The sequence below is a fragment of the Aliivibrio sp. SR45-2 genome, assembly GCF_963890165.1.
GTDB classification, from domain to species: Bacteria; Pseudomonadota; Gammaproteobacteria; order Enterobacterales; family Vibrionaceae; genus Aliivibrio; species Aliivibrio salmonicida.
Window position 1 is genome coordinate 58165 of the sequence record NZ_CAWPRC010000044.1, and the last position, 24741, is coordinate 82905.

Annotated in this window: 22 protein-coding genes; 7 read left to right on the forward strand and 15 right to left on the reverse strand. The window is 40.3% G+C overall.

All coding sequences use genetic code 11. The features are described from left to right. Nucleotides 1-3: 3 nt before the first annotated feature. Nucleotides 4-1098, reverse strand: coding sequence for an efflux RND transporter periplasmic adaptor subunit (locus AACV33_RS02280; protein WP_182699798.1), 1095 nt, complete (start codon nt 1096-1098; stop codon nt 4-6). Between the two features lie 85 nt (nt 1099-1183). Further along, nucleotides 1184-2074, reverse strand: coding sequence for a LysR family transcriptional regulator (locus AACV33_RS02285; protein WP_182699799.1), 891 nt, complete (start codon nt 2072-2074; stop codon nt 1184-1186). 330 nt (nt 2075-2404) lie between these two features. Between AACV33_RS02285 and AACV33_RS02290 the strand changes: the two genes are divergently transcribed. Beyond that, nucleotides 2405-3595, forward strand: coding sequence for a leucine-rich repeat-containing protein kinase family protein (locus AACV33_RS02290; RefSeq protein ID WP_182699800.1), 1191 nt, complete (start codon nt 2405-2407; stop codon nt 3593-3595). A 54-nt stretch (nt 3596-3649) separates the two neighbouring features. On the opposite strand, the gene AACV33_RS02295 is transcribed toward AACV33_RS02290, so the two are convergent. From AACV33_RS02295 to astB, 3 genes are all read right to left on the reverse strand, one after another. Continuing rightward, nucleotides 3650-4144, reverse strand: a complete 495-nt coding sequence (locus tag AACV33_RS02295) for a hypothetical protein (protein WP_017021936.1) — start codon at nt 4142-4144, stop codon at nt 3650-3652. 11 nt (nt 4145-4155) lie between these two features. After that, on the reverse strand, nt 4156-6300 hold the full coding sequence (locus AACV33_RS02300; protein ID WP_017021937.1) for an LruC domain-containing protein: 2145 nt from the start codon (nt 6298-6300) through the stop codon (nt 4156-4158). 604 nt (nt 6301-6904) lie between these two features. Next, nucleotides 6905-8239 (reverse strand): N-succinylarginine dihydrolase, encoded by a 1335-nt coding sequence (astB, locus tag AACV33_RS02305; protein ID WP_182699801.1) that lies wholly within the window; start codon nt 8237-8239, stop codon nt 6905-6907. 346 nt (nt 8240-8585) lie between these two features. On the opposite strand from astB, the gene AACV33_RS02310 reads away from it, so the two are divergent. Beyond that, complete coding sequence (locus AACV33_RS02310) at nt 8586-9770, forward strand: putative manganese transporter (protein ID WP_017021939.1); 1185 nt, start codon at nt 8586-8588, stop codon at nt 9768-9770. A 100-nt stretch (nt 9771-9870) separates the two neighbouring features. On the opposite strand, the gene yghU is transcribed toward AACV33_RS02310, so the two are convergent. Together yghU and AACV33_RS02320 are read right to left on the reverse strand one after the other, a co-directional pair. Then, nucleotides 9871-10731 carry a glutathione-dependent disulfide-bond oxidoreductase gene (gene yghU, locus AACV33_RS02315; RefSeq protein ID WP_017021940.1) on the reverse strand — a complete coding sequence of 287 codons (861 nt, stop codon included), beginning with the start codon at nt 10729-10731 and terminating at the stop codon, nt 9871-9873. A 41-nt stretch (nt 10732-10772) separates the two neighbouring features. Then, nucleotides 10773-11393 carry a DsbA family protein gene (locus AACV33_RS02320; protein WP_017021941.1) on the reverse strand — a complete coding sequence of 207 codons (621 nt, stop codon included), beginning with the start codon at nt 11391-11393 and terminating at the stop codon, nt 10773-10775. A 141-nt stretch (nt 11394-11534) separates the two neighbouring features. On the opposite strand from AACV33_RS02320, the gene AACV33_RS02325 reads away from it, so the two are divergent. Continuing rightward, nucleotides 11535-12386, forward strand: coding sequence for an EamA family transporter (locus AACV33_RS02325; RefSeq protein ID WP_017021942.1), 852 nt, complete (start codon nt 11535-11537; stop codon nt 12384-12386). Here AACV33_RS02325 and AACV33_RS02330 read toward each other — a convergent pair. Continuing rightward, on the reverse strand, nt 12373-13242 hold the full coding sequence (locus tag AACV33_RS02330) for an AraC family transcriptional regulator (protein ID WP_065609614.1): 870 nt from the start codon (nt 13240-13242) through the stop codon (nt 12373-12375). The two genes, AACV33_RS02325 and AACV33_RS02330, sit on opposite strands and share 14 nt — an antisense overlap. 113 nt (nt 13243-13355) lie before the next feature. Between AACV33_RS02330 and AACV33_RS02335 the strand changes: the two genes are divergently transcribed. Both AACV33_RS02335 and AACV33_RS02340 read left to right on the forward strand, forming a co-directional pair. Next, nucleotides 13356-14510: an aminotransferase-like domain-containing protein gene (locus AACV33_RS02335; protein ID WP_023602955.1), complete on the forward strand. Its 1155-nt coding sequence runs from the start codon at nt 13356-13358 to the stop codon at nt 14508-14510. A gap of 42 nt (nt 14511-14552) precedes the next feature. Then, entirely contained in the window at nt 14553-15677 is a 1125-nt protein-coding gene (locus tag AACV33_RS02340; protein ID WP_012551504.1) for a M14 family metallopeptidase, read from the forward strand. Nucleotides 15678-15767: 90 nt separating this feature from the next. Here AACV33_RS02340 and AACV33_RS02345 read toward each other — a convergent pair whose 3' ends face one another. Beyond that, nucleotides 15768-16736 (reverse strand): hypothetical protein, encoded by a 969-nt coding sequence (locus AACV33_RS02345; protein ID WP_065609616.1) that lies wholly within the window; start codon nt 16734-16736, stop codon nt 15768-15770. Nucleotides 16737-16885: 149 nt separating this feature from the next. Here AACV33_RS02345 and AACV33_RS02350 point away from each other — a divergent pair, with 149 nt between their 5' ends. After that, nucleotides 16886-17350 carry an Lrp/AsnC family transcriptional regulator gene (locus tag AACV33_RS02350; protein WP_017021947.1) on the forward strand — a complete coding sequence of 155 codons (465 nt, stop codon included), beginning with the start codon at nt 16886-16888 and terminating at the stop codon, nt 17348-17350. An 83-nt stretch (nt 17351-17433) separates the two neighbouring features. On the opposite strand, the gene AACV33_RS02355 is transcribed toward AACV33_RS02350, so the two are convergent. The 6 genes from AACV33_RS02355 to AACV33_RS02380 all read right to left on the reverse strand — a co-directional run bounded on the left by AACV33_RS02355 (nt 17434) and on the right by AACV33_RS02380 (nt 23826). Continuing rightward, a complete protein-coding gene (locus AACV33_RS02355) occupies nt 17434-18615 on the reverse strand; it encodes a M24 family metallopeptidase (protein ID WP_182699802.1) in 1182 nt (393 codons plus the stop codon). Nucleotides 18616-18659: 44 nt separating this feature from the next. Beyond that, complete coding sequence (locus AACV33_RS02360; protein WP_182699803.1) at nt 18660-20003, reverse strand: TRAP transporter large permease; 1344 nt, start codon at nt 20001-20003, stop codon at nt 18660-18662. Further along, the gene (locus tag AACV33_RS02365; protein WP_017021950.1) at nt 20003-20542 is read right to left on the reverse strand and encodes a TRAP transporter small permease; all 540 of its coding nucleotides are present in this window, start codon (nt 20540-20542) and stop codon (nt 20003-20005) included. Before AACV33_RS02365 ends, AACV33_RS02360 begins: the two co-directional genes overlap by 1 nt. Nucleotides 20543-20677: 135 nt before the next feature. After that, nucleotides 20678-21721, reverse strand: a complete 1044-nt coding sequence (locus AACV33_RS02370; protein ID WP_065609624.1) for a TRAP transporter substrate-binding protein — start codon at nt 21719-21721, stop codon at nt 20678-20680. Between the two features lie 81 nt (nt 21722-21802). Next, nucleotides 21803-23002 carry a M20 aminoacylase family protein gene (locus tag AACV33_RS02375; protein ID WP_182699804.1) on the reverse strand — a complete coding sequence of 400 codons (1200 nt, stop codon included), beginning with the start codon at nt 23000-23002 and terminating at the stop codon, nt 21803-21805. A 62-nt stretch (nt 23003-23064) separates the two neighbouring features. Further along, nucleotides 23065-23826 (reverse strand): maleate cis-trans isomerase family protein, encoded by a 762-nt coding sequence (locus tag AACV33_RS02380; protein ID WP_182699805.1) that lies wholly within the window; start codon nt 23824-23826, stop codon nt 23065-23067. A 368-nt stretch (nt 23827-24194) separates the two neighbouring features. Between AACV33_RS02380 and AACV33_RS02385 the strand changes: the two genes are divergently transcribed. Further along, nucleotides 24195-24686 carry an Lrp/AsnC family transcriptional regulator gene (locus AACV33_RS02385; protein WP_017021954.1) on the forward strand — a complete coding sequence of 164 codons (492 nt, stop codon included), beginning with the start codon at nt 24195-24197 and terminating at the stop codon, nt 24684-24686. Nucleotides 24687-24741 lie beyond the last annotated feature (55 nt).

Genomic DNA, 24741 nt, shown 5'->3' on the forward strand with positions numbered 1-24741 from the left:
CTCCTATTGAGTAACAAAGCGCAGTTGACCAACAGGGTCACCGTCTTTTAGATAATCAGCGCCCGTAACCACCACTTTATCGCCAACCATTAGTCCCGTATTAATACACGCTTGGTTTGCATCTAATGAAGCCAGTTCTACGTGTCTGCTTTCAATTTCACTGTCATTCGCCAATAAGACTCTTTGTTCACCTTTTTGGCCAATAAGCGCAGAATAAGGCAAGCAATATGCATTATTTGAATAAGCAAAAGGAACCGACACTTTTACGGCTTTACCAGGAAGTAAATAAGCCGACTTTTCTGACACATCAAAGCCGTCTAATTGAAAAGTGACTCGGTAGGTTTGCTTAATAGGATGAGGTTGCGTTCCGACCTCTTTTAATGAGGCACTGTAAATCTGTTTTTCTTGATACCAACTAATATTGGCACTTTGATTTTCTTGGAATAAATGCGCGAGGTTTTCAGGTACATCAATCACCGCTTCTAACTGGTTTGGTTGGTGTAAGGTAAATACGCTGATCCCCGGAATGGCTTGTTCAAACTGTTCAAATTTTTGATTCGAGATCACGCCATCAAATGGGGCTTGTAATTCGGTATAACCTAACGCATCGTTTGCTCTGATTAGGTTTTGTTTCACCACTTTTACCATTGCAGCACTGCGTTTGTAGCCGCTTAATGCGCGATCAAGGTTCACTTTTGCTATTGCATCATCTTGCGTCGCTTGTTTTACTCGAAGGTATTCTGATTTTGCTAATTGATGTGCGGCTTTGGCTTCACTTAATCGCGCCTCTATTTCTAATACTGATATTGTGTAATCGTGTGGGTCTAACCGCGCAATCACATCCCCTTTAGAAATACGTTGGCCTTCTTGTACTAAGATTTGATGAATTGTGCCAGGAACACGGAATGACAACTCCGCAGTCTCACTGGCTTGTAACGTACCAGAAAATTGTTTAATGCTATGAGTTTGTTGTGTGCTTAATTCTACAACTTCAATTGGACGAGGTGTTTTTTCTACCACCAAAGACTGAGTTTGGTTACAGCCAACCAACGCTACGCTAGATAACGCTAATACACTTATTAATTGTTGTTTTTTCATCACTGACTCCTAAGATTTTAGAGTCAGTGTATAGATATAAAGGAGTGAGATAAGCCAGTAAACGCGACAAACACTGTCTCAAGATTCAGGACAATGATACAAGCTTCGGCATTTCGATTAATAAATGGTCAATCAATAATCGAGTGACTCGGGATATCCCTTTTTTTTCAGGTGACAGTAACCAAACATCCTCATTTGCAGAACAATAATCTGGCAAAATATGAATGAGCTGCCCATTTCGTATTTCATCCCCAATAAGCATTGGCGGTAAAAAGCCAATTCCACGCCCATGAATAATGGAGTTTTTCACAAAACCAATGCTGTTACTGGTTAATTTAGTCCCGACCTGTAGATGTTCATCATTCAAATGCCATTGGTTTTCTATTTCACCATTTGGCCAGCGATAACAAACACAATCGCAGTTTTCAATATCTTGTATTTTATTTATATTCGGATTCAGCGCGAGATACTCAGGGCTTGCGACTAAAATTCGTTTCAATCCAAATACTTTTCTCGCAATAATATTACTGTTGTGTAATTCCCCTCCATGTACCGCCAAATCTAATCCTTGTGGGTACATGTCTAGAAAACCATTATTAATAATACGAATATCCAACTCAATGTCTGGGTACTTATCTTGAAATGAAAAGATAATGTCTTGCAGCGGGCCATTACTTTCTGGAAGTAAACCAAATTTGATTTTACCCTTCGGAGAATCAGATATTTGTTGAGCCGCATCATTGGCTTGTTCTAGCGCCTCTAACGCTTTCAATAATTTTTGATGATAAGCCTCACCATGTTGCGTCAGAGATAATTGTCGAGTAGTACGAAAAAATAACGAAACACCTAAATGCTGTTCTAACTCACTTATTCTACGGCTTACGTTCCCTCTTGGTAGATCCAAGGCATTAGCCGCCGCAGTAAAACTGCCAAGCTTAACAACCACGGTAAATAAGGTTAAATCTTCAACTTTCATCTCTAGTCCTCAATGAGCAAGCACCGACTGTGTCATAAATATTGTGACAATTCTAGTCGCTTTTATAAGAGGAATAATGAAATAGCAACGACTGAGAGCTATATAACAAATTTGTTATGCTTTGTATAAGCAATGGCAATTAACTAGAAACCTAAAGATCCATAAGATATAGAGGCAGGTAAAGAGGTAAACGCCACAAGAATTTTGATGGTTATAGAGATCGCAGCTGATTAGTTATATTAGATTTACCATCTTAAAAACCGTACAATTAACGCTATATTTTTAGTGCTACTTTACGTAGTTCGCATGAAAAAAGATAGGTAGACAAGTTTGCATACATTAGCGCAGTTACAATCCGGTGAGTTACAAGGCATTACTCGACTTCAATTAAGCGAGAACTTAACAACGTTCCCCCTTGAGATTTTGTCTCTTTCTGATTCATTAGAAATCTTAGATTTATCGAATAATCAATTAACGACGCTACCAAAAGAAATCACCCAATTACCTAAATTGAAAATATTCTTTGCATCAAACAACCCGTTTACTGAATTTCCTAAGGTACTTGCACACTGTGAAAACCTAGAAATGGTTGGCTTTAAATCATGCCAAATTAGTGACGTCCCTGAAAACGCGTTTCCAACAAAATTGCGTTGGTTAATCTTAACCGACAACCAAATTGAAGCATTGCCAAACTCACTGGGTGATTGCCACTTAATGCAAAAGCTCGCCCTAGCTGGCAATAAGCTAACAACATTACCAAGTAACTTATCTCAGTTATACAACCTTGAATTACTTCGTATTTCGGCCAACCAATTAACCGAATGCCCAGAGCAATTGTTGGATTTACCAAAACTGGCGTGGTTTGCATTTGCGGGTAATCCATTCTGTAAATCGGATTTAAAAGTAAAATCAGTACCTAGCGTAAACTCGGCAAGCTACACATTAGAAAAAGTACTCGGGCAAGGTGCTTCTGGCGTGATTTCTAAAGCACATTGGAATAACGAACAAACGGATTTCCCACAAGACATTGCTGTTAAAGTCTTTAAAGGCGAAGTAACGAGTGATGGCTACCCAGAAGATGAATTACAAGCGTGCTTAAAAGTGGGCAATCACCCAAGCGTAGTGCAATCTTTAGCCCAAGTGAATGAAGATAACTATTTAGCATTAATCATGTCATTGATCCCTGCTCATTATAAGAATCTAGGTTTACCACCAAGTTTAGAAAGCTGTACTCGTGATACTTTCCCTGAAGGGTTTAGCTTGTCGTTAGAGCACATCAATAAGATGGTTGCAGAAATGCGTAACGTGTTTGAACACCTGCATGATAACCAAGTCTGCCATGGGGATTTATACGCACACAACACGTTGTTTGATGAAGAGGCGAATATTATCTTTGGTGATTTTGGCGCAGCAAGTATGTATCACATGCTGACTGATCCACAACAACAGAAAATCAGAACCATTGAAGAACGCGCTCTGAATTACTTTGTAGACGATTTAATGAGTGTTTGCGTTAAGTAATCATAAAAACAGCCCTTACAGTTAAGGGCTGTTTTTATCTGGTTACTCAACCGTTTAATTAATTAACCAATAACTCTCTTTTTGATTATTGTGAGACAACGTATAAATTAGAGGCTCCCGGTCTTTTTCCATAATCCAAATAATGGTAATTAATTCTTCACAATGATTCGCGACACGAAGTTCAAACTCACCCACTCCTTCGTTTAAATTTCCTTTAAGTAAACACATATCAAAGTCTACTTTAGATAAATCCCCTTTCGCTATACTGTTATCACAGATAGAGATAAATGCTCGTTTGGTCGATGTCTCCGAAATATCCACGTCAATATCAAGATTATAGACAGAATGAAGGCTGTTCTCTGCACCAATTTCTAAATCAAAAACCGACATAGGAGAAGTAGAAGGTGTAGGTGTTTCAGACGGTGAAGACCCAGATGGATTTGTTCCTCCCTGTCCTCCAGAACCGCCACTCTCACTATTACATGCAGCAAGAAGGCTAAGGATAAATATTAAAAATAAGCGATTCACTTTGTTTGTTATACCATTCATAACATTTCTCCTTAATCTATATAGATATTGCTAGCCGTGGGATTCACATACCAATCTGGAGCGGTTTGTCCTGTTGCATCTTGAGCAAAATCAGCAAATTGTGGATAAGCCTCTAGAATGCTGACAGATTCTATTGGGTGTTTCCAATCTAATGGAATTTCAATCGCCCATGGAAGGCCGTTACTGGTGTGGAAGTACGTACCATTCCCTGCGTTTGTCGCATCGTCACTTTTCCCAATGTATCCATTATCAAATTTTGACGTTGGCATTTGATTTTTAAGGTGTACTTCTACGTTACGTCCAGGATGCCCACCACTCACTTGCAGCCCATATTCACCATAATAATAACCAGGTGTAGCAAAAATAAATGGGTCGTAAGGGAAGTCCGGCATCTGTGCTTGGGGAATAGGTATCGCCAATGGAATAATTAAAGACCAATTTGGGCGATGATCAGTACCACACCCTGATTCAGTACGGAACATAGTACAACCATCATCTTCTCCTGATTCGGTAAATGACCAGAGATCTTCATGAACAATAAGTACCGCATCTAAAGTGCCACTTTCGAGTACGTCTACATTTTGCAACTCACCATCGATGAATAATTTAACCGAACGAGACTTTATTTTACTTGGGCTGATACCGGGCAAACGAATCGCAAAACCTGAGTGGTAAATGCCACCAAGAGCGGCGATTTTACCTTCAATTTTAAGCTGTATCACTTTATTATTGTGACTAAACTCCGTGTACTTAACATTCATAAGTACGTCATTCATATCGTAGTCACCCACCTTTGGATATTGATCTTCATAAGCGAACGTTGTATACCCAGAGCCTGCTGGATAAAGCTCAACAGAAACCCCTTGATCGGTAACGGTTACGGGATAATCCTCAACTTCACCCGCACTCACCCCTCCATTTGGGCCAATATCATAAGAATGACTTAAACGAAATCGAGCCCAAGTATCCCCACTAAGCGCCCAACTCGGAACCTCAAAGTAAAGCTGATTCTGCCCATCATCAACCCATTCACTGTTCAAGATGATTTCATCGTCATTAAATTCACCATCTTGATCCCAGTCAATCCAAGCACTAAGTACTCCTTCTCCATCGGCCCCATCAACCTCTGCGTAAATGAAACTTGTTTCTTCAATTTCAAGCGGAACAGGAAAAGAGATACCATCGTCATCATTACTTAAATCGGACGAGTCATCAGAAAGTGGGTACGCATACGCTTCGCTTTCTCCATCAACTATCGCCCCTAATTTTAAACCTGAAATCGCATGACGAGCACCAAAAGAATCATACAATGTGCCATAGGTATCCGGTGCATCACCAAAATCACTGTTTTCATTTTGTCCTACAGGCGCAAACGCACAACGTGCTCCATCATTTGAATTACTTGATGGACCATAAGCAAAAAAAGCCGAGCTAGAATTTGAATCATTTATACTGACGATGTAAATATAACCATTCCCGTTGTTACTAAGATAAAGGTTTCCATCCACATCAAAATACTGTGCTCCAAATGACAAACTATGACCAACACTGCTACTACTGATAACTTGATTTAGCTTGGTACTACCGCCCGTACTTGGATCGATTTTATACAGATAGCCGTAATTATCGACACTGTAAATGATGCCGTCATCTGGGTGGAAAGCCATATCTAGAATACGAAGATTACCAACCGTAGCTGAACTAGCTACTTTAGTCATCTCTAACGTATCGAGGTCAATTCGAAAAAAACCTTTATTGACTCGATAGCCATACCATGCATTTTCAATGGTAGAGACATCACCTACATAGAATGAAGTTGGACCAACCTGCAGATTAGAAACAGACAAAGGGGTTGAAATGAAGTCAGAACCTATTTGAGTAAGCGTTTGCGCACCATAATCCCATCCGTAGATATAATCATCATGAACGTTGTAGCCTATCCCATTAATTTTCCCCTCACCTACTTTCCAAGACAACGTATTATAACTACCTACATCAAGGCTTATGCCATAGGCTACAGGGGTACCAGAAGGATTCTGCACCATAAACGCTTGGCTCGGGCAGGAAGTAAATGGAATGGCGGCTTCTAAGTGAGTACTAAACCCTGACGCGATACTTAATGCAGCAATATAGGGTATTGAATAACTTGGCTTCATAATGTTCCCTCATTTATACTTTGTCTATAATGAGGTGATGCATAGTCTGTACCATTATATCAACCAACTGATTCTAAAAGAATTTATATTACAATTCTCAATATGATAAGCATTAATATTCTTTTTGAGAATCAAACTGATAACATTTTAGTTATATTGTCTATAATTTGATCTATACCTGACGTAAATCTTCACGAGCTGAACTTAAAACTAAACTCAATAAGTACGAGTGCTTCCATATTACGTAACAATTGAGGGTCAACATTAATTAGAGAAACGACCATATAACTGGGATTTACAATGTAAACAGCGTAATTTAAGCTCGCGTCTATATTACCGAAGAGTTAAGCCATGAATACCGACACGCTATCATCAGCAATACCAAATTACATTCTGCGTTTATTGTCAGTAAAAAAACCACTGACGCACAAAAATCATGGCAACTTGCTCTCTATCAACACGATGAAAAAGATAACATTGAAGTGAGTTTCCATCGTCATTAACAACGTTAACACACGTGCATTTTCTATCAATACGAAATAAAAATGGCTTCGATTTGATAGAAAATCGAAGCCATTACCGTATTTTAAAAACTTACGTAATGTTATTTTTGGAACGGATACACTGAACCAAGTTGCATGATCTGCGTTAACTCATCTAATGCTGCACGAGATTCTAATAGCAATTGAGGATCCGCAAGATCGTTGTCTTCAATGCGATCACGATAGTGTTTATCTGCCCACGCATTCAACGTTGAAAATAACATATCATTCATTAATGTCTGTTGGTTTACAGCCTTCTGCTCTGCTTCATTCAATACGACACGTAAACGAAGGCAAGCTGGCCCCCCCCCATTTTGCATACTCTGTTTTAAATCAAAGGTATGTAACTCATCAATGCCACGTTTTTGCTCCACAAGCTCGTTTAAATAAGCCCACACTCTTGGGTTCTCACGACAATGTTGTGGAAGAATGATCAAGGTTTTACCATCCGACTTTGTTACTAATTGGCTATTGAACAAATACGTTTCTACGGCATCTTGAAGAGAGACTTCATCAGTTAGCACCTCAATAACATTAAAGCCAGAACCATAAGAAGCACTTAAATCAGACTTCACTTGTTCTTGATTCAAAAACGCTTGTTGATGACAAAATAACGTATTCTTATTACCGACAGCAATAACATCATTATGGAAAACCCCTTGATCGATAACATCAGGGTTTTGTTGTGCAAACACAGTAAATTTATCACGCAAACCGTGTGTTCTTGCTATCGCTTCACTGGCTTCCAGTGTTTGTCGCGCAGGGTATTTTTTAGGTGCAGGGTAACGGTCATTAAATGCACTCTTACCAAACACAAAAAACTCAACACCTTGTTCACCGTACTCATTACAAAAACGCGTATGGTTCGCTGCGCCTTCATCACCAAAGTAATCACTGTGTGGCAAGGCTTCGTGATGTGAGAAGTGTTTTTCATCTGCGAACGTGGCTTTTAGAATATTGCCTGTCACTTCATCTTCAATTGAGCGATGAAATTTATTAATGAGGTTTGCGGGCGTAAAGTGAATTTTTCCATCCGCCGTATCAGAGCTTGGGGATACTGTCGCTGCGTTTGCTGTCCACATACTTGATGCTGAGCTACAAGCCGCGAGTAACTGAGGAGAATATTGATGTGATTGTTGCAATACATTAGCGTCTGACCCAGAAAAACCCAAACGACGTAGCGTAACAATATCAGGGCGTTCTTGAGGGGCTAATACCCCTTGAACAAACCCCATATCATGCAAAGCTTTCATCTTTTCTAAGCCTTGCTTCACCGCTTGTTTTGGATTTGAAGCACCAGATTTATTATTTTTAGAGGCAATATTTCCAACCGATAAACCACTGTAGTTATGCGTTGGTCCAACAAGACCATCAAAATTCGCTTCAACTGCTTTCATATATTCCCTCATAATTGTTCTGCGTTTTTTCTTGGCTTACCTATAATAAAAGTAATCGCCTAATTCACTCTATTGAGTTTTGTTGATCAAGATACTAGCAAATCTAATTCATTCAGTAGCATTTAATCTCATCAAACAAGCGCACAATCACAACTTTTATTTAACATTTGCTCGCTTTTAATTAACTATTCTCTGCAATTAAATAACTATGCAGCTTTTTCTTCTGCTTAAAGAACAGTAATAAAATTAATATATTCATAGGTATTTCCTATCAAAATGATAGTTGATAATAATTCTCATTTGCATATACTAATAATCATTCGCATTTACTGATGGCTTTATAATTATGATGACTACTAATTCATTTTCACAATCGTTCTCGTTTTCGCAGTTCTCACTGCAACACAAGCGTCTATTATTGCCTATTACATTACTCGCGTTAGTCGCGGCGGAAACAACACGCACCATCACTGTCACTACTCTTTCTGATGCATTTTGGGCAGTTTCTACTTATGTGGCTTTCACGTTGGTCATTTATCATTACCTATCTAACATTATGGGTAAAACCAACCGCATTACGGCCTTATATAATAAATCTCGTACCAACCAAGTTGTTTTCTCTTCTTTACTTGGTGCATTACCGGGCTGTGGCGGCGCCATCGTTGTTACCACTCAATACATTAGTGGCAAAGTAGGCTTTGGGTCAGTGGTTGCTGTTCTAACGGCTACCATGGGTGATGCGGCTTTCTTATTGATTGCAGCACAACCTAAAGTCGGGTTTGGAGTGATGGCGTTAGGTGTGGTTGTGGGTGCCGTATCTGGCATTATTGTAAACGCCTTGCATAAAGACGACTTCTTACGCCCAGAAGCGAAAGAAATTGTGGAACCTAAACGCGATATACCTTGCTTACAAGTTAAAGCGATTAATCTACAAGGTGCATTTTGGAAGTGGGTATTAGTTCCTGCGACTGTCGTTGCGGTGTTAGGCTCTTTCCAAGTCGATATTAACCAATTGCTTCATGTTCCTGAGCACACAATTGAGTGGATTGGAGCCGCGTTAGCCATTGGTAGTATGTTGTTATGGTCATTAACCAAAGAGATCAGTGATTATCAATCAACGGTTTCTGAAGACAATAAATGTGTGACTTCTCATCCGATTCAAAAAGCAGCGCAAGACACTAACTTTGTTTCAGCTTGGGTGATTGTGGCTTTCTTAATTTTTGAACTGACTACCTATTTCTCAGGTGTCGATTTACACACCGTATTCTTAGGTTACGGTATGTGGATGCCTTTAATTGGTTTAGCGATTGGTTTATTACCGGGCTGTGGTCCTCAAATATTAGTCACGAGTCTGTACCTATCTGGTGCAATGCCGATGTCTGCACAGCTTTCAAATGCAATTTCAAATGATGGCGATGCACTTTTCCCAGCGATTGCATTAGCACCAAAAGCGGCAATGGTCGCGACCTTCTACTCAGCAGTCCCTGCCTTTGTGGTTGGTTATGGTTACTACTTCTTATTTGAAATGTAACCCGTAGACCTTAATATAATAAAGCGAATTATAGCGAATAAAAGAAAGGCGGCAGTATAATACTGTCGCCTTTTTTCAAATAGATAACTTATAAATACAATTACTTAGGTTGCTTTTTTAATACCATATCAATATCTTCAGCAGAATGACGCTCTGGTACTTGCTCCCATTCTTCACCCCAAGAACGATTAACAATTTTCCCTCTCTGTACTGCCTTACGCTCTGAAATCGTTTTTGCCCATTCAACAACATGCACATAGCTTTCTACATCTAAAAACTCGGCCGCATCGTAAATATTGCCAAGCACGAGATTGCCGTACCATGGCCAAATCGCGATATCAGCAATGCTGTATTCGTCTCCCGCAATAAACTTATTCTTTGCCAATTGCTTATCAAGTACATCCAATTGACGTTTAGTTTCCATCGTAAAACGGTTAATTGGGTATTCGAACTTCTCTGGTGCATACGCGTAAAAATGCCCAAAGCCACCACCAAGATAAGGGGCAGATCCTTGCAACCAAAACAGCCAGTTCATGACTTCGGTACGTGCCGCAATGTCTTTTGGTAAAAAATGACCAAATTTATCGGCTAAATAAAGTAAAATAGCCCCAGATTCAAACACATGAAGTTCAGGATCGACCGAATGATCAACCAACGCAGGGATCTTTGAATTCGGATTAATATCGACAAAGCCTGATGAGAATTGATTACCTTCTCCGATATTAATCAAATACGCATCGTATTCAGCGTCAACAACACCTAAAGCCAAAAGCTCCTCAAGCATAATGGTTACTTTTTGTCCATTTGGAGTAGCTAAGGAATACAGCTGTAATGCATGTTCACCAATAGGCAGCGCCTTCTCATGTCTTGCACCAGAATCAGCACGATTAATGCTTGCCCATTGGCCGCCATTTTCAGAGTCTACCGTCCACACTTGTGGCGGTGTATATTCATTTGTCATTATAATTCCTTATCCATTTAGGAGATCAAGTGAGTTACTATTTAATATAGACAACTTTTTAATAATGCTACGGTTCCTTCTGACTTTTCATAATCAATAGGAAGATCCGTTAGCTCCTCTCCTTGTTTTAAAAACAAAGACGGAAAACCACGTCGACCAATCGAGCGAGAAAAAGCGATCTCATCTAATAACATTTGATGAACTTCAGGAGAAAATAACGCCGATTCAAACTGTGCAACGTTTAAACCAATGTTTCTAGCGCACTCAATAAGCACCTCATTATCACTTGGATTTTTGGCATTTAAGTAATAAGCGTGTTGAATTGACTCAAGCATTGCCTGCTCTGCACCTTGAGAGCGAGCGGCAAGAATGGCTCGACAAGAAGGGTATGTTGAACGACGAGGCGTATTCTGCGCCCAAAAATCATGATTAAACGTAGTGCCTAAATAATTTTCTATTTTTTGCCAATATGACGCAATTTGCGTTTGCATCTCTTGTGGCATAGGTTCATCTGAATCAGGCGCTAATCCACCGAGCACATAAACGATATCAACATCCTTTGAGATCGTCTGCTTAATTTTTTCCCATATTGGTTTGTAACCCCAACACCACGAACACATTGGATCATACACGTAGTAAAGTATTGCTTTGTTTGTCGACATATCCTTATTCCCTTATTTTTTATTCCTTTAACCATTTCATCATATGGGATGCATTACCTAATAGCAAAGTTCTGCATAACAGAATAGAATCGCATCTCTCACTGTTGAGCTTGTGTTCATTTATTAATACAAAGGTTGGCTATGTATACATTTTTTGGTTCGTTGGCTTTTGTTATTTGGGGTTTAGTCCCTATCTATTTTCATCAAATAGGCAACATTGATCCCGCGTTAATATTGGCAAATCGAATCTTTTGGTCTGCCGCTATTTTGATGATTATCTTATTCATAAAACCAACATTGCTTGATCGCAGCCAATGCACAAAAAAGAACATCGCGCTGGCTGCTGTCGCTGGTATATTTATGAATTTATCGTGGGTAGGTTTTGTGTATGCCACTACCATTAATAACATTATGGCTGCCTCATTAGCGTTTTATATTACGCCAGTATTGGTCTTTTTTATGGGATTTATGTTCTTCAAAGAGACGATTAAATTACCTCAAAAAATGGCGTTAGTTTTAATGGTGCTCGCGATTGTGACTTATGTTCTTTTAGATAAACAATTACCGCTATTGAGTTTGGGAATTTCACTCTTTTTTGCTAGTTACATTGCCACCAAGAAATTGATCAAACTGAATACCTTTGGGGGCATTTTCTTTGAGCATATCGTCTTTGCTCCACTGGCGTTGTGGTACATCACTACTCATTCATCTGATATTGCTTTGATGGATTGGGGAAAATTAATGGGAACAGCACCCTTGCAACTCATTCCCATTTTATTGCTCAGTGTGTCGTTACTAAAAACCCCCTTAAGTAAGATCAGCCTATTACAGTATATTGAGCCGACGTTTCATCTTGCCTTAGCGGTATGGATTTACCATGAACCAATCTCAAACGGCCAAAAATACGCGCTTATTCTTGTGATACTCTCGATTATGGTTTCAAGTATTAAAACCCGAAAATCAACACCTAAAGAAGTCATCAATAAAAGCTAATAGGCAGATGAAAATCCAATTCAAATTGTTCGTTTTCATTAAGAAAATGATTTTGATGATAACGAACAAACGCTGGTGTCGATCTCAGTTTAAAGCCTGACGCTGGCAACCACTTCTCTAATACCGTACTGATCTGTGGCAATAATTGCCCATACACGCCATGCAAACGAAACACCGCATGCAAACCACCGGGGATCACCATTTGGTTTACAACACCTCGGTATTTCAGCGGTTTATCTATCGCAATACAAGCAACATAACGACACTTATTCAAATCGACCCACGCAGGGTTTGAATGATGCAAACCAAATTGGGTCGAGAAGTCTCGGTTCTCTGAATTCGCCCACGCTTTAAGTATTAACCACGCGTTTCTGATAGAGCGGTTATAACCGTCATGTCGAACATAGGCGGCTAATAACTCGGGGACTTCAATAATTTTAGGCGGCGGTAAATCTCTATCAGCAACCGCCAAGTACCCTGCTGCAATTTCTGGATCTTTTAAATACGGTTTATCTGATATTTGTAAATCATGCTTACGCCACTCTCCCGGAGACATATCAAACGTGGCTTTAAATGCACGACTGAATGAAGACAGTGAACTAAAACCACAGGTATTCGCAATATCGAGCACGGTAGAAGTGGTGTCAAACATTAACTGATTTGCTGCATATTCCATGCGTGTTCGACGAATATACTGATGAATAGACTCCCCAACCACTTGTTTAAAGATGCGATGAAAATGCTGCTCTGAATACGCAGCCACATCCGCAAGCTCTTTTACGGCAAGTTCTTGGCTGATATCTTGATGAATATAAAACAAGACATCATTAATTCTGGATATGTGTTGTTGGCTCATTAATTAAAAATAGCATAAATGGACATATTTATAAGCATAAACGGACAAACATAGTTAAGCAACGCCTTGTACTATCAAGAGAGAAAAATAAATTGAATATTATGGGAACACATATGGAAATCGCTTATTCACTGCAACAGATCCAATCTTCTTACATCCGAGAGATCTTAGCCGCAGCCACTGACAAGAATGTCATCTCATTAGCAGGTGGATTACCTGATCAAGAGACGTTCCCAATTGATTTGATGAAACCAACCTTAGAAAGTCTGTCTGATATGCCAGAAGTCTTTCAATACGGGGCAACCGCAGGTTATGGACCTCTGTTGGCGCTTCTAACAGAGACCTACCAATTACCAGAGACACACATGCCTATGATTTGTACGGGTTCTCAACAAGGCTTAGACCTTATCGCTCGTGCTTATGTAAACCCAAATGATACCGTTGTAATGGAAGCGCCTAGTTACCTTGGTGCAATGCAAGTGTTTGGTTTAGTTCAAGCCAATATCGCGACCGTTTCTCAAACGGATTTTGGCCCAAACCTTGAAGAACTAGAACAATGCTTTATTCAAGATTCACCAAAAATGTTTTACGCCGTGCCTGATTTCCATAATCCAACAGGGGTTTGTTGGTCATTAGAAACACGTAAAAAAGTGGCTGAGCTTTGTATTCAATACAAGGTTGCATTTATTGAAGATGCCCCTTACCGTGAACTTCGATTTACTGGTGAAGCACTTCCAATGGTGTCCACTTTCTGCCCACAAGATTCTATCGTGTTACGTTCATTCTCAAAGATTGCTTCTCCGGGTTTACGAATTGGTGCAGTTACAGGCAAGAAAAGCTACTTAGAACCATTGATTAAAGTGAAACAAGGCGCTGATTTACACTCAAGCGTGCCTATGCAAGCGTTGCTTGTTGGTTTACTTAAACATGAAAAATTTGAACAGCACATGGAAAGAATTCAAACGTTATACAAAGAACGTTATGACGTGCTGTTTGCTGAACTCAAAAAACAACTTCCTTCATCTTGCGAGCTTAAACCCGTAGATGGCGGCATGTTCATTTGGCTATCTCTGCCAGATTGCGACACGTTTGAGTTAGCAAAAACATTAATTGGCAATGGCGTTGCGGTTGTACCTAGCCCAGTATTTTATCCAAATCCAGAAAACAGCCCTGCGGCATTACGATTAAACTTCACCAATGCAAAACCAAAAGAATTGGTTGAAGCCGTAACTCGCTTAGCTAAAGTATTAAACAAGACATTGAATTAGTGCTAATCTGATAAATACCTCAATAAGTGAAGTAGTATAAATATGAAAATATTCAGCAATTTTGAAAGTGGAAATATCCATGTAGTAGCGGCGAATACGCCAGATGATATCCAACTGACTATTCCTGCCGATAATCAAACTGAGATCGCTCAGTGGTTTCATTTTCGCTTAGAAAGCCAGCCTCAACAACAGCATTCATTTAAGATTCTAGGTCTAGCAAAATCAGCTTACCCAGAAGGTTGGCAAGATTACGATGTGGTTGCTTCTTACGATCGTGAAGAGTGGTTCCGCATTCCAACAGAATTTGATGGTGATACGTTAAGCTTTAACGTGATGCCTGAGTACCGTTCAATGTACTTCGCGTACTTTGCACCTTACTCGTACGATCGTCACCAAGATTTATTGCACGGTGCACAAACGCACCACAGCTGCCAATTAGAAACTCTGGGCGTTACGTTGGATAACAACGACATCAGTATTCTAACGATTGGTGAGCCAGAAGAAGGCAAAAAGAACATTTGGATCACCGGCCGTCAACACCCTGGTGAAACAATGGCAGAATGGTTCATTGAAGGTCTATTATCTCGTTTATTAGATGAAACTGACACCGTTGGCCGTGCTCTACTTGATACCGCAGTATTCCACATCGTTCCTAACATGAACCCAGATGGCAGTATCCGTGGACACCTACGCACTAACGGCATTGGCGTGAACTTAAACCGTGAATGGCAAACGCCGTCAATGGAAAGATCACCTGAAGTATTCTTAGTTCGCGAACGTATGTTAGCGACGGGCGTTGATATGTTCTTAGACATTCACGGCGATGAAGCGATTCCATACAACTTCGTTGCCGGTGGTGAAGGCATTCCTTCTTACAATGAACGCATTGCGAAACTAGAAACCACATTCAAGCAAGCATTACTGGTTATCACGCCAGAATTCCAAGATGACATTGGCTACGATAAAGACGCACCGGGTACAGCAAACTTAACCGTTGGCTCTAACTGGGTAGGCGAACAATTCAAATGTCTTTCTTATACTGTTGAAATGCCATTTAAAGATCATATTAGCCACGCTGATGAGCTGTATGGCTGGTCTCCAGAGCGAAGCGTTGCCTTTGGTCAAGACGTATTAGCTGCCGTTTGGGCAACCGTTGGCGAGCTTTAATTAGCCACTAACATCCCCAAACCGACAGGTTATAAAATGAAAAAAGCCGATCTTATGATCGGCTTTTTTGTGTCGTAATCATTTTCTACCTTAATGAGATAACGCGACGTTACGATAGAAATATTTTTCACACAATTGAGGGCTTAATCTTCTCACGCCCGCAGCAATGACTGATATAACTACAACAGAAAAGACTAATCTTCCCCAAAAAATCGTAGTAAAATCCGCCCCGATTAATAGGATCAATAACGTATCTTCTATTAAACTGTGCAGTAAATTGAGTAGCATAATGGCAGTAAACACGTCTCTTGCGGGTATATGTCCGGTTTTTGCTTCATTAATCAATAATCCCCCACCAAACGACAACCCTAATGTAATGCCAATAATGGTTAAGTTGGTCGCCTCTTTACTGATCCCTAGTATTTTTAAAAAAGGTCTCAATAGAACAGCCATCAGTTTCTCAATTCCAAGTAATTTCAGAATTTTCAACGTAAACAATAGCCCAGAAATAACCAAAAAAATAACCCCGAAGTTTTTAACTTGTCCAATTCCCCATGCAAGATAACCAGTATCGGTTACAGCATCAGGTTGCCACAAGGTCACTGCTGGTTGATTAAGATAGTCACCCGTTTGATAAGTCTGGTGGAGTAACCACGCAAGAACAAAACTACCACCAATCCTAATAAGTAAGGTCATAGATAAATTCACCCCTGCTTTTTTCGCTATCGCCGCTTCAATCGGTAACGAGTGGGCTAATAGCATCATGCTGCCTAATATAGAGACTTGAGCCACACTTAATGGCATATCTGTATTAATAAAAACGATTAGCCCACCATAAATATTGGTTAATAACGTCGTTGCCCATACCAAGCCCATTTCCTTTGGCAAACCGACCGTTTCCATTAAAGGGCTTAACAGGTTACTAAGGAGTATGATCCCTCCCATCTCTTCCACTATTTTAATAAGAATAATGATTGGTATCATAATCTTAAATAGTGTCCACGTTACGTTGATAATGTCTCGAATGAGCTCTTTGAAAAAATGAAGAAAAAGATTCATATCATGTCCATATGCTAATACAGTAAGACTCTATTCTATCAACTTAACCGTGACGTATATTTCAAAAACAACCACAAACAGTGCAGAAGATTTCTTATTTAAATTATAATAAGAAATATTACCCGCTCAAAATAGAGATATAAGAAATTATGGAATTAGACAGAATTGATCGTAATATCTTAGTTCGATTACAAAAAAATAATCGAATACCCAATATTGAATTAGCCGAGCTTGTCGGTCTATCGGCTCCTGCTTGTTTGAAGCGCATAAAAAGATTACGCGATCAGGACGTCATTATTGGAGATGTCTCCATCGTTAATCCTGAATTAGTGGGCAAGAAATTAACCTTCTTAGTTTCAGTTGAAATGGAGCGAGACCGTGGTGATATATATAAAAACTTCCGTCAATCAATGACGGCATCACCAGAAATAACCCAATGTTATCAAATATCTGGCAATTACGATTTCATGTTGATCCTCATAGTTGAAGATATACAAGCCTATGAGCATTTTGTTGAGCGGGTCCTTCATACTGATTTGAATATTCGGAAATTTCATACTTCCATCTCATTAAGAACAATCAAATTCTCTACAGAGATTCAAATCACAGAATAAATACGATACTTAGTTTCAGAGATAAAAAAACCAATCTTATGATCGGCTTTTTTATGTCTGTTCTATACGTACCACACTCAGGTTTATTCAATAATGGGCATTTGTTGCCACGCTCTGTCATGTAGCATTTCACACCCTGATTCAGTGATAACGATATTTTCTTCGTGCACCATCATACGATTAGGCGCAAAAGCCATTCCCGGCTCTAAGGTTAAAATCATGCCGGGTTTCAACTCAACATCTCCGTTAGGCACATTTGAGGGCCATTCCGTTAGCTGCATTCCTAATCCATGCCCCATCCGTCCAACATCATTCCCTAATGCTCCGGCCTCCTCAAGAACCGACCACATGGCTTGCCACACCTCCCCGGTAGTTCTTCCCGGCGCCGCTATTTGTAATCCCGCTTCCGTCGAAGCATAAACGGCATCATACGCATCAATTGTCTCTTGAGCTATTTGACCAAAACCGTAATTACGATCGAAGTCGCTGAAATAGCCATCAAAATTCGCCCCTGTATCAATAATAAGGACATCGCCTTCATTTAATACTCGATCCGTTGGTCCCATAATAATATTGTCGTAGCCCCCCAGGCCTGATGCCGAGATCAAATACGGACACGCATCGGCACCTAGACGCAACATTTCTAAGTGCATTGCTTTACAAGCTTCACGTTCTGTCATGCCTACCGTAAGATGAGTTCGTAAATAGTCAAACCCTGCCGCCGTCACTTGACAAGCAAACCGAATTTTCTCAATTTCGGCCATCGATTTAATACTCCGAAGATGACGTATAATCAACGAAACATCGACCATATCATGCTGACGAAGTCGCTGTTGAAGAGCGGTAAAGTTTGCAATCGGCATTCTCAAATGCGTTTCAGGCCCTAGCATCGCCCCTAATCGACGAGCGCCCGTGCTCACTTCAGCTAACGTGGAAGCTAGCAAGGTTATTCCATCATCTTCTGGCCTTGGAGATGGCCAACTGCGCACATCATCAATCCACGTAGTGTCAAACCCAGAAACACCAATCTCAGGGACGACCGCTATCGGCTTCCCAATCGCAGGAATAACCAAAAACCACGGCCTTGTTGGACTCTCCCAAAACTGCGATTTAAAACCACTAAAATAACGAAATTCAGGTTCCGTTGTAAAAAACACCGCATCAATATTCTGCTCACACATAGATTGTTGCAATAGAGCTGTGCGTTGTTCAAATTCTATAAATTCAAACCCTCTCGCCGGAGAAATCAAAGGCAATGTACTCATTATATTCATCCTTTATTGAGTCAATATTCGATCATCAGACCGCATTAATTAAACAGCACATCTCGTGGAAATAAGGCAATACTCGGAAAGAATATCAACAACGCAGACATAAACAGTAAAATTAAGAAGAAAGGCAATGTTCCACGAATCACTTCCATGTAAGGCCTTTCAAAAATCGCAATCGCTGTAAATATATCGCAACCAAAAGGTGGCGTCGCAGAGCCAATCGCCATTTGCAGAGTCACCATAACCCCAACTAAAATTGGATCTAACCCTGCCCCATTAACGATAGGCATAAAGATTGGCGTCAAAATCAACAACACGACCAATGAATCGACGAACATACAGCCGACAAAGAAACACAACGCAATCACAAACAGAATGTACTCTTGTGACGCGTTTTCAAGATCCAGCGGCGCCAGCAACTCTTGAGGTATTTGTTCGAACGAGATATACCATGAAAATGCCTGTCCTATTCCGACCAATATAAAAACAACGGCCGTAATGAGTCCCGTACTTAACGCCGCATCACAAATGTCTTTTACTTTCAATTTACGATAGAAAATACATTCCACAATAATCGCATACAACACGGCAAATGAAGCGGCTTCTGTCGGTGTCACGATGCCAGAATAAATACCACCAATGATAAGAGTCGGAAAGCCTAGCGGTAAAATCGCTTTTTTAATTGCGATAATTTTTTCTTCTATTGTGGTCTTCTCAACTAACGTCAGACTGTCGCTGTGCTTCACACTGTAAGCGTAACTGTAGAATGAGAATAATCCCGCCAAAACCAAACCAGGCCCAATACCCGCAATAAACAACTCACCGACACTCGCGTTGGCTAAGGTTCCATACAAAATCAGCCCAATACTTGGTGGGATCAAAAAGGCAATGTCACTGGCATTAATGATTAGCGCCATGACAAAACTGTCTTTATAACCCGCTTGAAGTAATTTCGGACGCATAATTTGCCCAACAGACACGACGGTGGCTTGTGTTGAACCTGACACTGACCCAAATAGCGTACAACTAATACAGGTTGTAATCGGTAATCCACCACGTAAATGACCGACGAACGCTTGAATTAAACCTAATAAATTCAGAGCCGTATGCCCCCGAGTCATGATATCGGCAGCAAGAATAAACATAGGTACTGCAATCAACGCGTTGGGTGAAATACCCGTGACCATTTGCTGGATAATGACTTCAGGATCAACTTGTGAAAAGTGAATCAACCCGATTAACGCACCGACTGCCAAAGGAACAATCATAGGAAAACTCAAGAAAAGCAATACCACCATCACAACCACTAAGGTAAATGTGATGACGTAAATATCGGGTTCACCAGCAATGATGTCTGAGAAAAACTGCATAACTCCGCTCATTACAACTCACCTACTTTATCGTTTTTATTTTCAATCACATCAAAAGACAAATAAATTTCTTTATGAATCAGATTCATGAGAAAACTCATCCCATATTGCAAACCCGCTATCGCTAACCCTATTGGGATAATCGCATAAACCCAATACACGGGGATCTGCAATGCAGGGCTTAATCTGTTCAAGTTTTTCAATTCTTCAACATATAAAAAGGCTTGGTAGGCAAGATAAAACATCAACATAGAAGTGAATAGAGCAATGAGTGTGGTTAGGTATTTTTGTGCTCGTAAACCGAGTGAATCATACACCGCAGTCATGCGAATATTGCGGCCTTTTCTTACGGCATACGCGAAGCCGATAAAGGTAACCGCCACTATCAAAAACTGATTCAATTCTTCAGAAAAGAAGATACTTTTATTGAAGGCGTAACGGCCAATGGCATTCGCCGTAGAATTCATCATCATAACGAGAATGGCGGTCATAATTAAAAAGCGTTCTAACTTCTCAGTCACCGCACTGATTTTATGTAACAAGTCTTTCATAACACGCTGAGCTCCATACAACAATCAGCAATACCTTTACCTAACCATACTCAGTCAACAATAAACCGCTTATAAATAGATAAAGGTAATTAGGAAATACGCCATCAGTGCAGCACTATTTCCATACAAAGGATCTTATTGCGTCGCTGACGCCACTTTCACTTCTTTTAAGATGTTTTGTAGAATGTCTTCCGCCCCTTGACGTGCGGCCTCTTGCTCTGTTGATGGATAAGCATTGGCAACAACATCAAAGTAAGTCGCGTGCAGTTTTTCACTTAACGCTTTAAAACGATTACGCTCTTCTTCCGTCAAGACAATCACTTGCATATCCGGACGTTCCTTTAAGATTTTATCCATATTTTCTTTGTTAATACGGATTTGATAATCGTACGCCGCTTGATCTGCGGCTTTAATCGCTTTGGTTACCATGGCTTGTTTTTCTACGGATAATTCTTTGTACCATTGACTGTTGGTTGAAACCGTACTGACATAAGGCTGTTGGCCTGGAAACATCAAGTAATCTTGCACTTCATGCCATTTTGCGTTGTAAATAAAGTAAATTGGGTTAACCATACTGTCGATCGTTTTTAGCTGTAATGAGCCATAAACCTCACCCCATGATAACGGGGTTGGTGTTGCACCAAATGCTTTATACGTTTCAACCGGAATGGTTGATGTGAAAGTACGAATTTTTTGATTTGCAAAATCTTCTGGGGTTCGAATCGGTTTATTCCCACCCCATACCATTTCACCTTCTGACATCATTGAAAGCAGCTTTAAATTCACACTTTCAAATTTCGGAGCCAACTCATTATAAATCGTTGGGCTTTGTGTCAATACTTTATGAGTCACCGCTTCATTCGTGCCTAATACATATGGTAGGCTCACCGCTTGTACTTCAGGGACATAAGAACCTAAATGTCCGGCACCAACCGCCACAAATTGAATGGTTCCTTTGGCTGCCAATTCGACAATATCATTTTCCGTACCTAACTGACCGTAGTAGTAAATACGCACACGAATATCACCGTCTGATTCTTTCTTTATCGTCTCTGCAAATTTTTGCGCGTAGATATCTTGAACGTCCGTTTTATCTTCTTCTGAAGCGAACTTCCAAGTCTCAGCTTGTGCGCCAAAGATCATGCCTAAACCCAGTAATGCTATGCCTAATCGTTTCATTTTATTTTCCTTATAACTCGCTGTCCTAAAGACATTTTGAATCGAATGATTACGTTCAAAATGATTAGCTATCCACTGCTTTCATTCGCAGTTTATTGTTTGATTTAACCGGTCATTGACCAGTTGAATCCAATAACTCGCACCCAACGTTAAGATCCGATCATTGAAATCATATTTGGGGTTATGTAACGCGCACCCACCCACCGATTCTGTGCCATTTCCGAGTAACACATAACAACCGGGTTTCACACGTAACATACTGGAAAAATCTTCTGAAATAGTTAACGGGTCGCACGCGGCATTCACCTTATCGACGCCTAAAACTTTTTGTGCAGCTTGAACCGAATACGCCGTTTGCTCAGGATTATTCACCGTTGGGTAAAACGTATTGATGAATTCAAAGGTGTGTTTCGCGCCCGCAGCCTGACAAATTCCCGCAACGATGCGAGCCATGCTGTCTTTAATGCTCGTCAACGAATCTTCAGTAAAGCAACGACAATCGCCTTTAATCACAACTTGTGATGGGATCACATTCACGGTTCCATTAGTGACAAATTCTGTCGCGGACACGACCGCAGTCTCATGAATCGCACTTAAATTACGGGACACTATCGTCTGGAGTCCCATTATCACTTGCGCTCCCACAACAATAGGATCAATACCTTGATGGGGTAATGCCGCATGCCCCCCAACACCATTGATGGTAATTTCAAAGCTGCTTTCACTGGCCATTAACGATCCCGGACGCACCATTAATTCCCCTTCTGTTAAGCCGGGATAATTATGAATTCCATACACTTCATCAATCGAAAAACGCTCGAACAGTCCGTCATCAATCATGGCTTGCGCCCCACGGCCATGCTCTTCATCAGGCTGAAAAATAAAATACACAGTGCCATCAAATATCGGGGTTTCGGCTAGATAACATGCGGCACCCAATAACATCGCCGAATGTCCATCATGACCACAGGCATGCATTTTTCCATCATGCTGTGAGCAATGTGAAAATGTGTTCTGTTCATGAATATGTAGCGCATCCATATCCGCTCGCAACCCAATGCTAGCGGTGCTATTACCATTACGTAAAATACCAACAAGTCCACTTTTCCCAATATCTCGCACCACTGCAATACCAAAGCTTTGCAGTTTATCCGCGATAAAGTCTGCCGTTAGATTGACATCAAACCCACACTCAGGAAAACGATGCAGATGCTGACGCCATTCCGTCATATCAGCAATCAATTGCGCTGAAAATTGGTCAATAAAAATAGATGACGACATAATGCATACTCCTTGGCGATTAAGCCCACATTCAGAGAATAGAAATGAAAAATAAGATAAGGCTATAACGCCAAGTATTGCGCCATTAGTACCCCAAACCCATTGACTGGACGTGGGTAATCAACAAGTCGTAATGAGTGCCACGCTAACGCTTGGTTACTGCTCACCACCGGTTTGTTTAACGTCGCTTCAAGTGCTTCAATCACACTTGCTGAACGTAATGCAGTACAAGAGATAAAAAGTAAATCAGCATCAGGACTGCATACGTTTATTGCCGCTTGCTGAATATCTTGTGGGGAAATGTAAGTCATGGCCGTATCGTCTTCAAAAGCAAACCCTGCAATGTTTAAAACGTCGTAACCTTGTTCGATAAAAAACATCGCCATCTCTTGATTTACGGTTTCAGTGTAAGGCGTCAGAATAGAAAGTCGTTTCGCGTTTAATCGCTCAAAAGCAGCCAAAGCAGCGGTTATTGGGTTTGTTACTGCTACATTCGGGCGAGTCTGATGAATAAGTGTCGTAATACGATCACTCCCAATCGCTACCGTTCCTGATGTGCAGCCATAGATGATGACATCCAAATCCGTACCAGGAAGAATCGTATCGGCGGCAGCACTGATCCCAGGAGCCATGCTACGTAAGTTTTCAATCGTTAACGGATTCACATTACGAACACGACTAGTAAATGCCTGTACATCCGATGGATATAACTGACGCAAATCGCTTTCAATGTTGAAATCAGTCGCTAGGGCAATAACACCGATACGACCAGCCGGAGCTAATTGTTCTAATTCAAATTGCGGAACAATACTTTCAACCTTCATGCGACTTGTCCTTATCATTGTGAACGTCAGTGTTGCTATAAAATATAAGAGGAACTAGCCTCTCTTACTTAAACGCTACACCACTCCATCATCTTGTTACGAAAATGTTTACTCATTGATCGATATCAGGTCAAATCAATGAATGTTTTCTCTTTACATTTTGTTTACAAGATCAATAATACAGCAATAATTTTGACGAATTTCCTTTATAACCGACCTATAAATGAAGATTTTCCGCATTTATGAATGCTATAGTTATTTTTTACCTAGTGAATAAAACACACACCTAGATAATGGGTATTTTCTTACACTCCATAGATGTTAATAACGTTAATAAAAAAGACATCGCTCGAAAGGGTATTATTTATATGGCTCAACCTCCGGCAATTTCTCTCGATAATTTAGACCGCAATATTTTATCCATAATGCAAATATCAAATCGTACAACCTCAGATCAAATTTCGGAACAAGTTGGATTATCACCCGCCGCAGTACAACGCCGTTTAAAACGAATGCGAGCACAACAGATTATTCAAGCTGATGTATCAGTAATAAACCCAAAAGCCATTGGGCACACCATGACCTTTATTGTGCAAGTCACGTTAGAAAGAGAACGCGTAGATTTAATGCATAACTTTAAAAAAGAAATGAGTGCCAATCGATCCGTACAGCAATGCTATTACGTTACAGGCAATTCAGATTTCATTTTGATTGTGACGGCGGTAGATATGGAGGGATACGATAAGTTTACCCGTGAGGCTTTCTTTGATAATGCAAATATAAAAAGTTTTCAAACAAATGTGGTGATGGACCCTGTAAAGGTAGGATTAACAATTCCAATTGATGACTATCAAGAATAAAAGGTGCAAAGCCAAACCTTACACCTTTTATCTATTTATTAAGACGAATAAAACA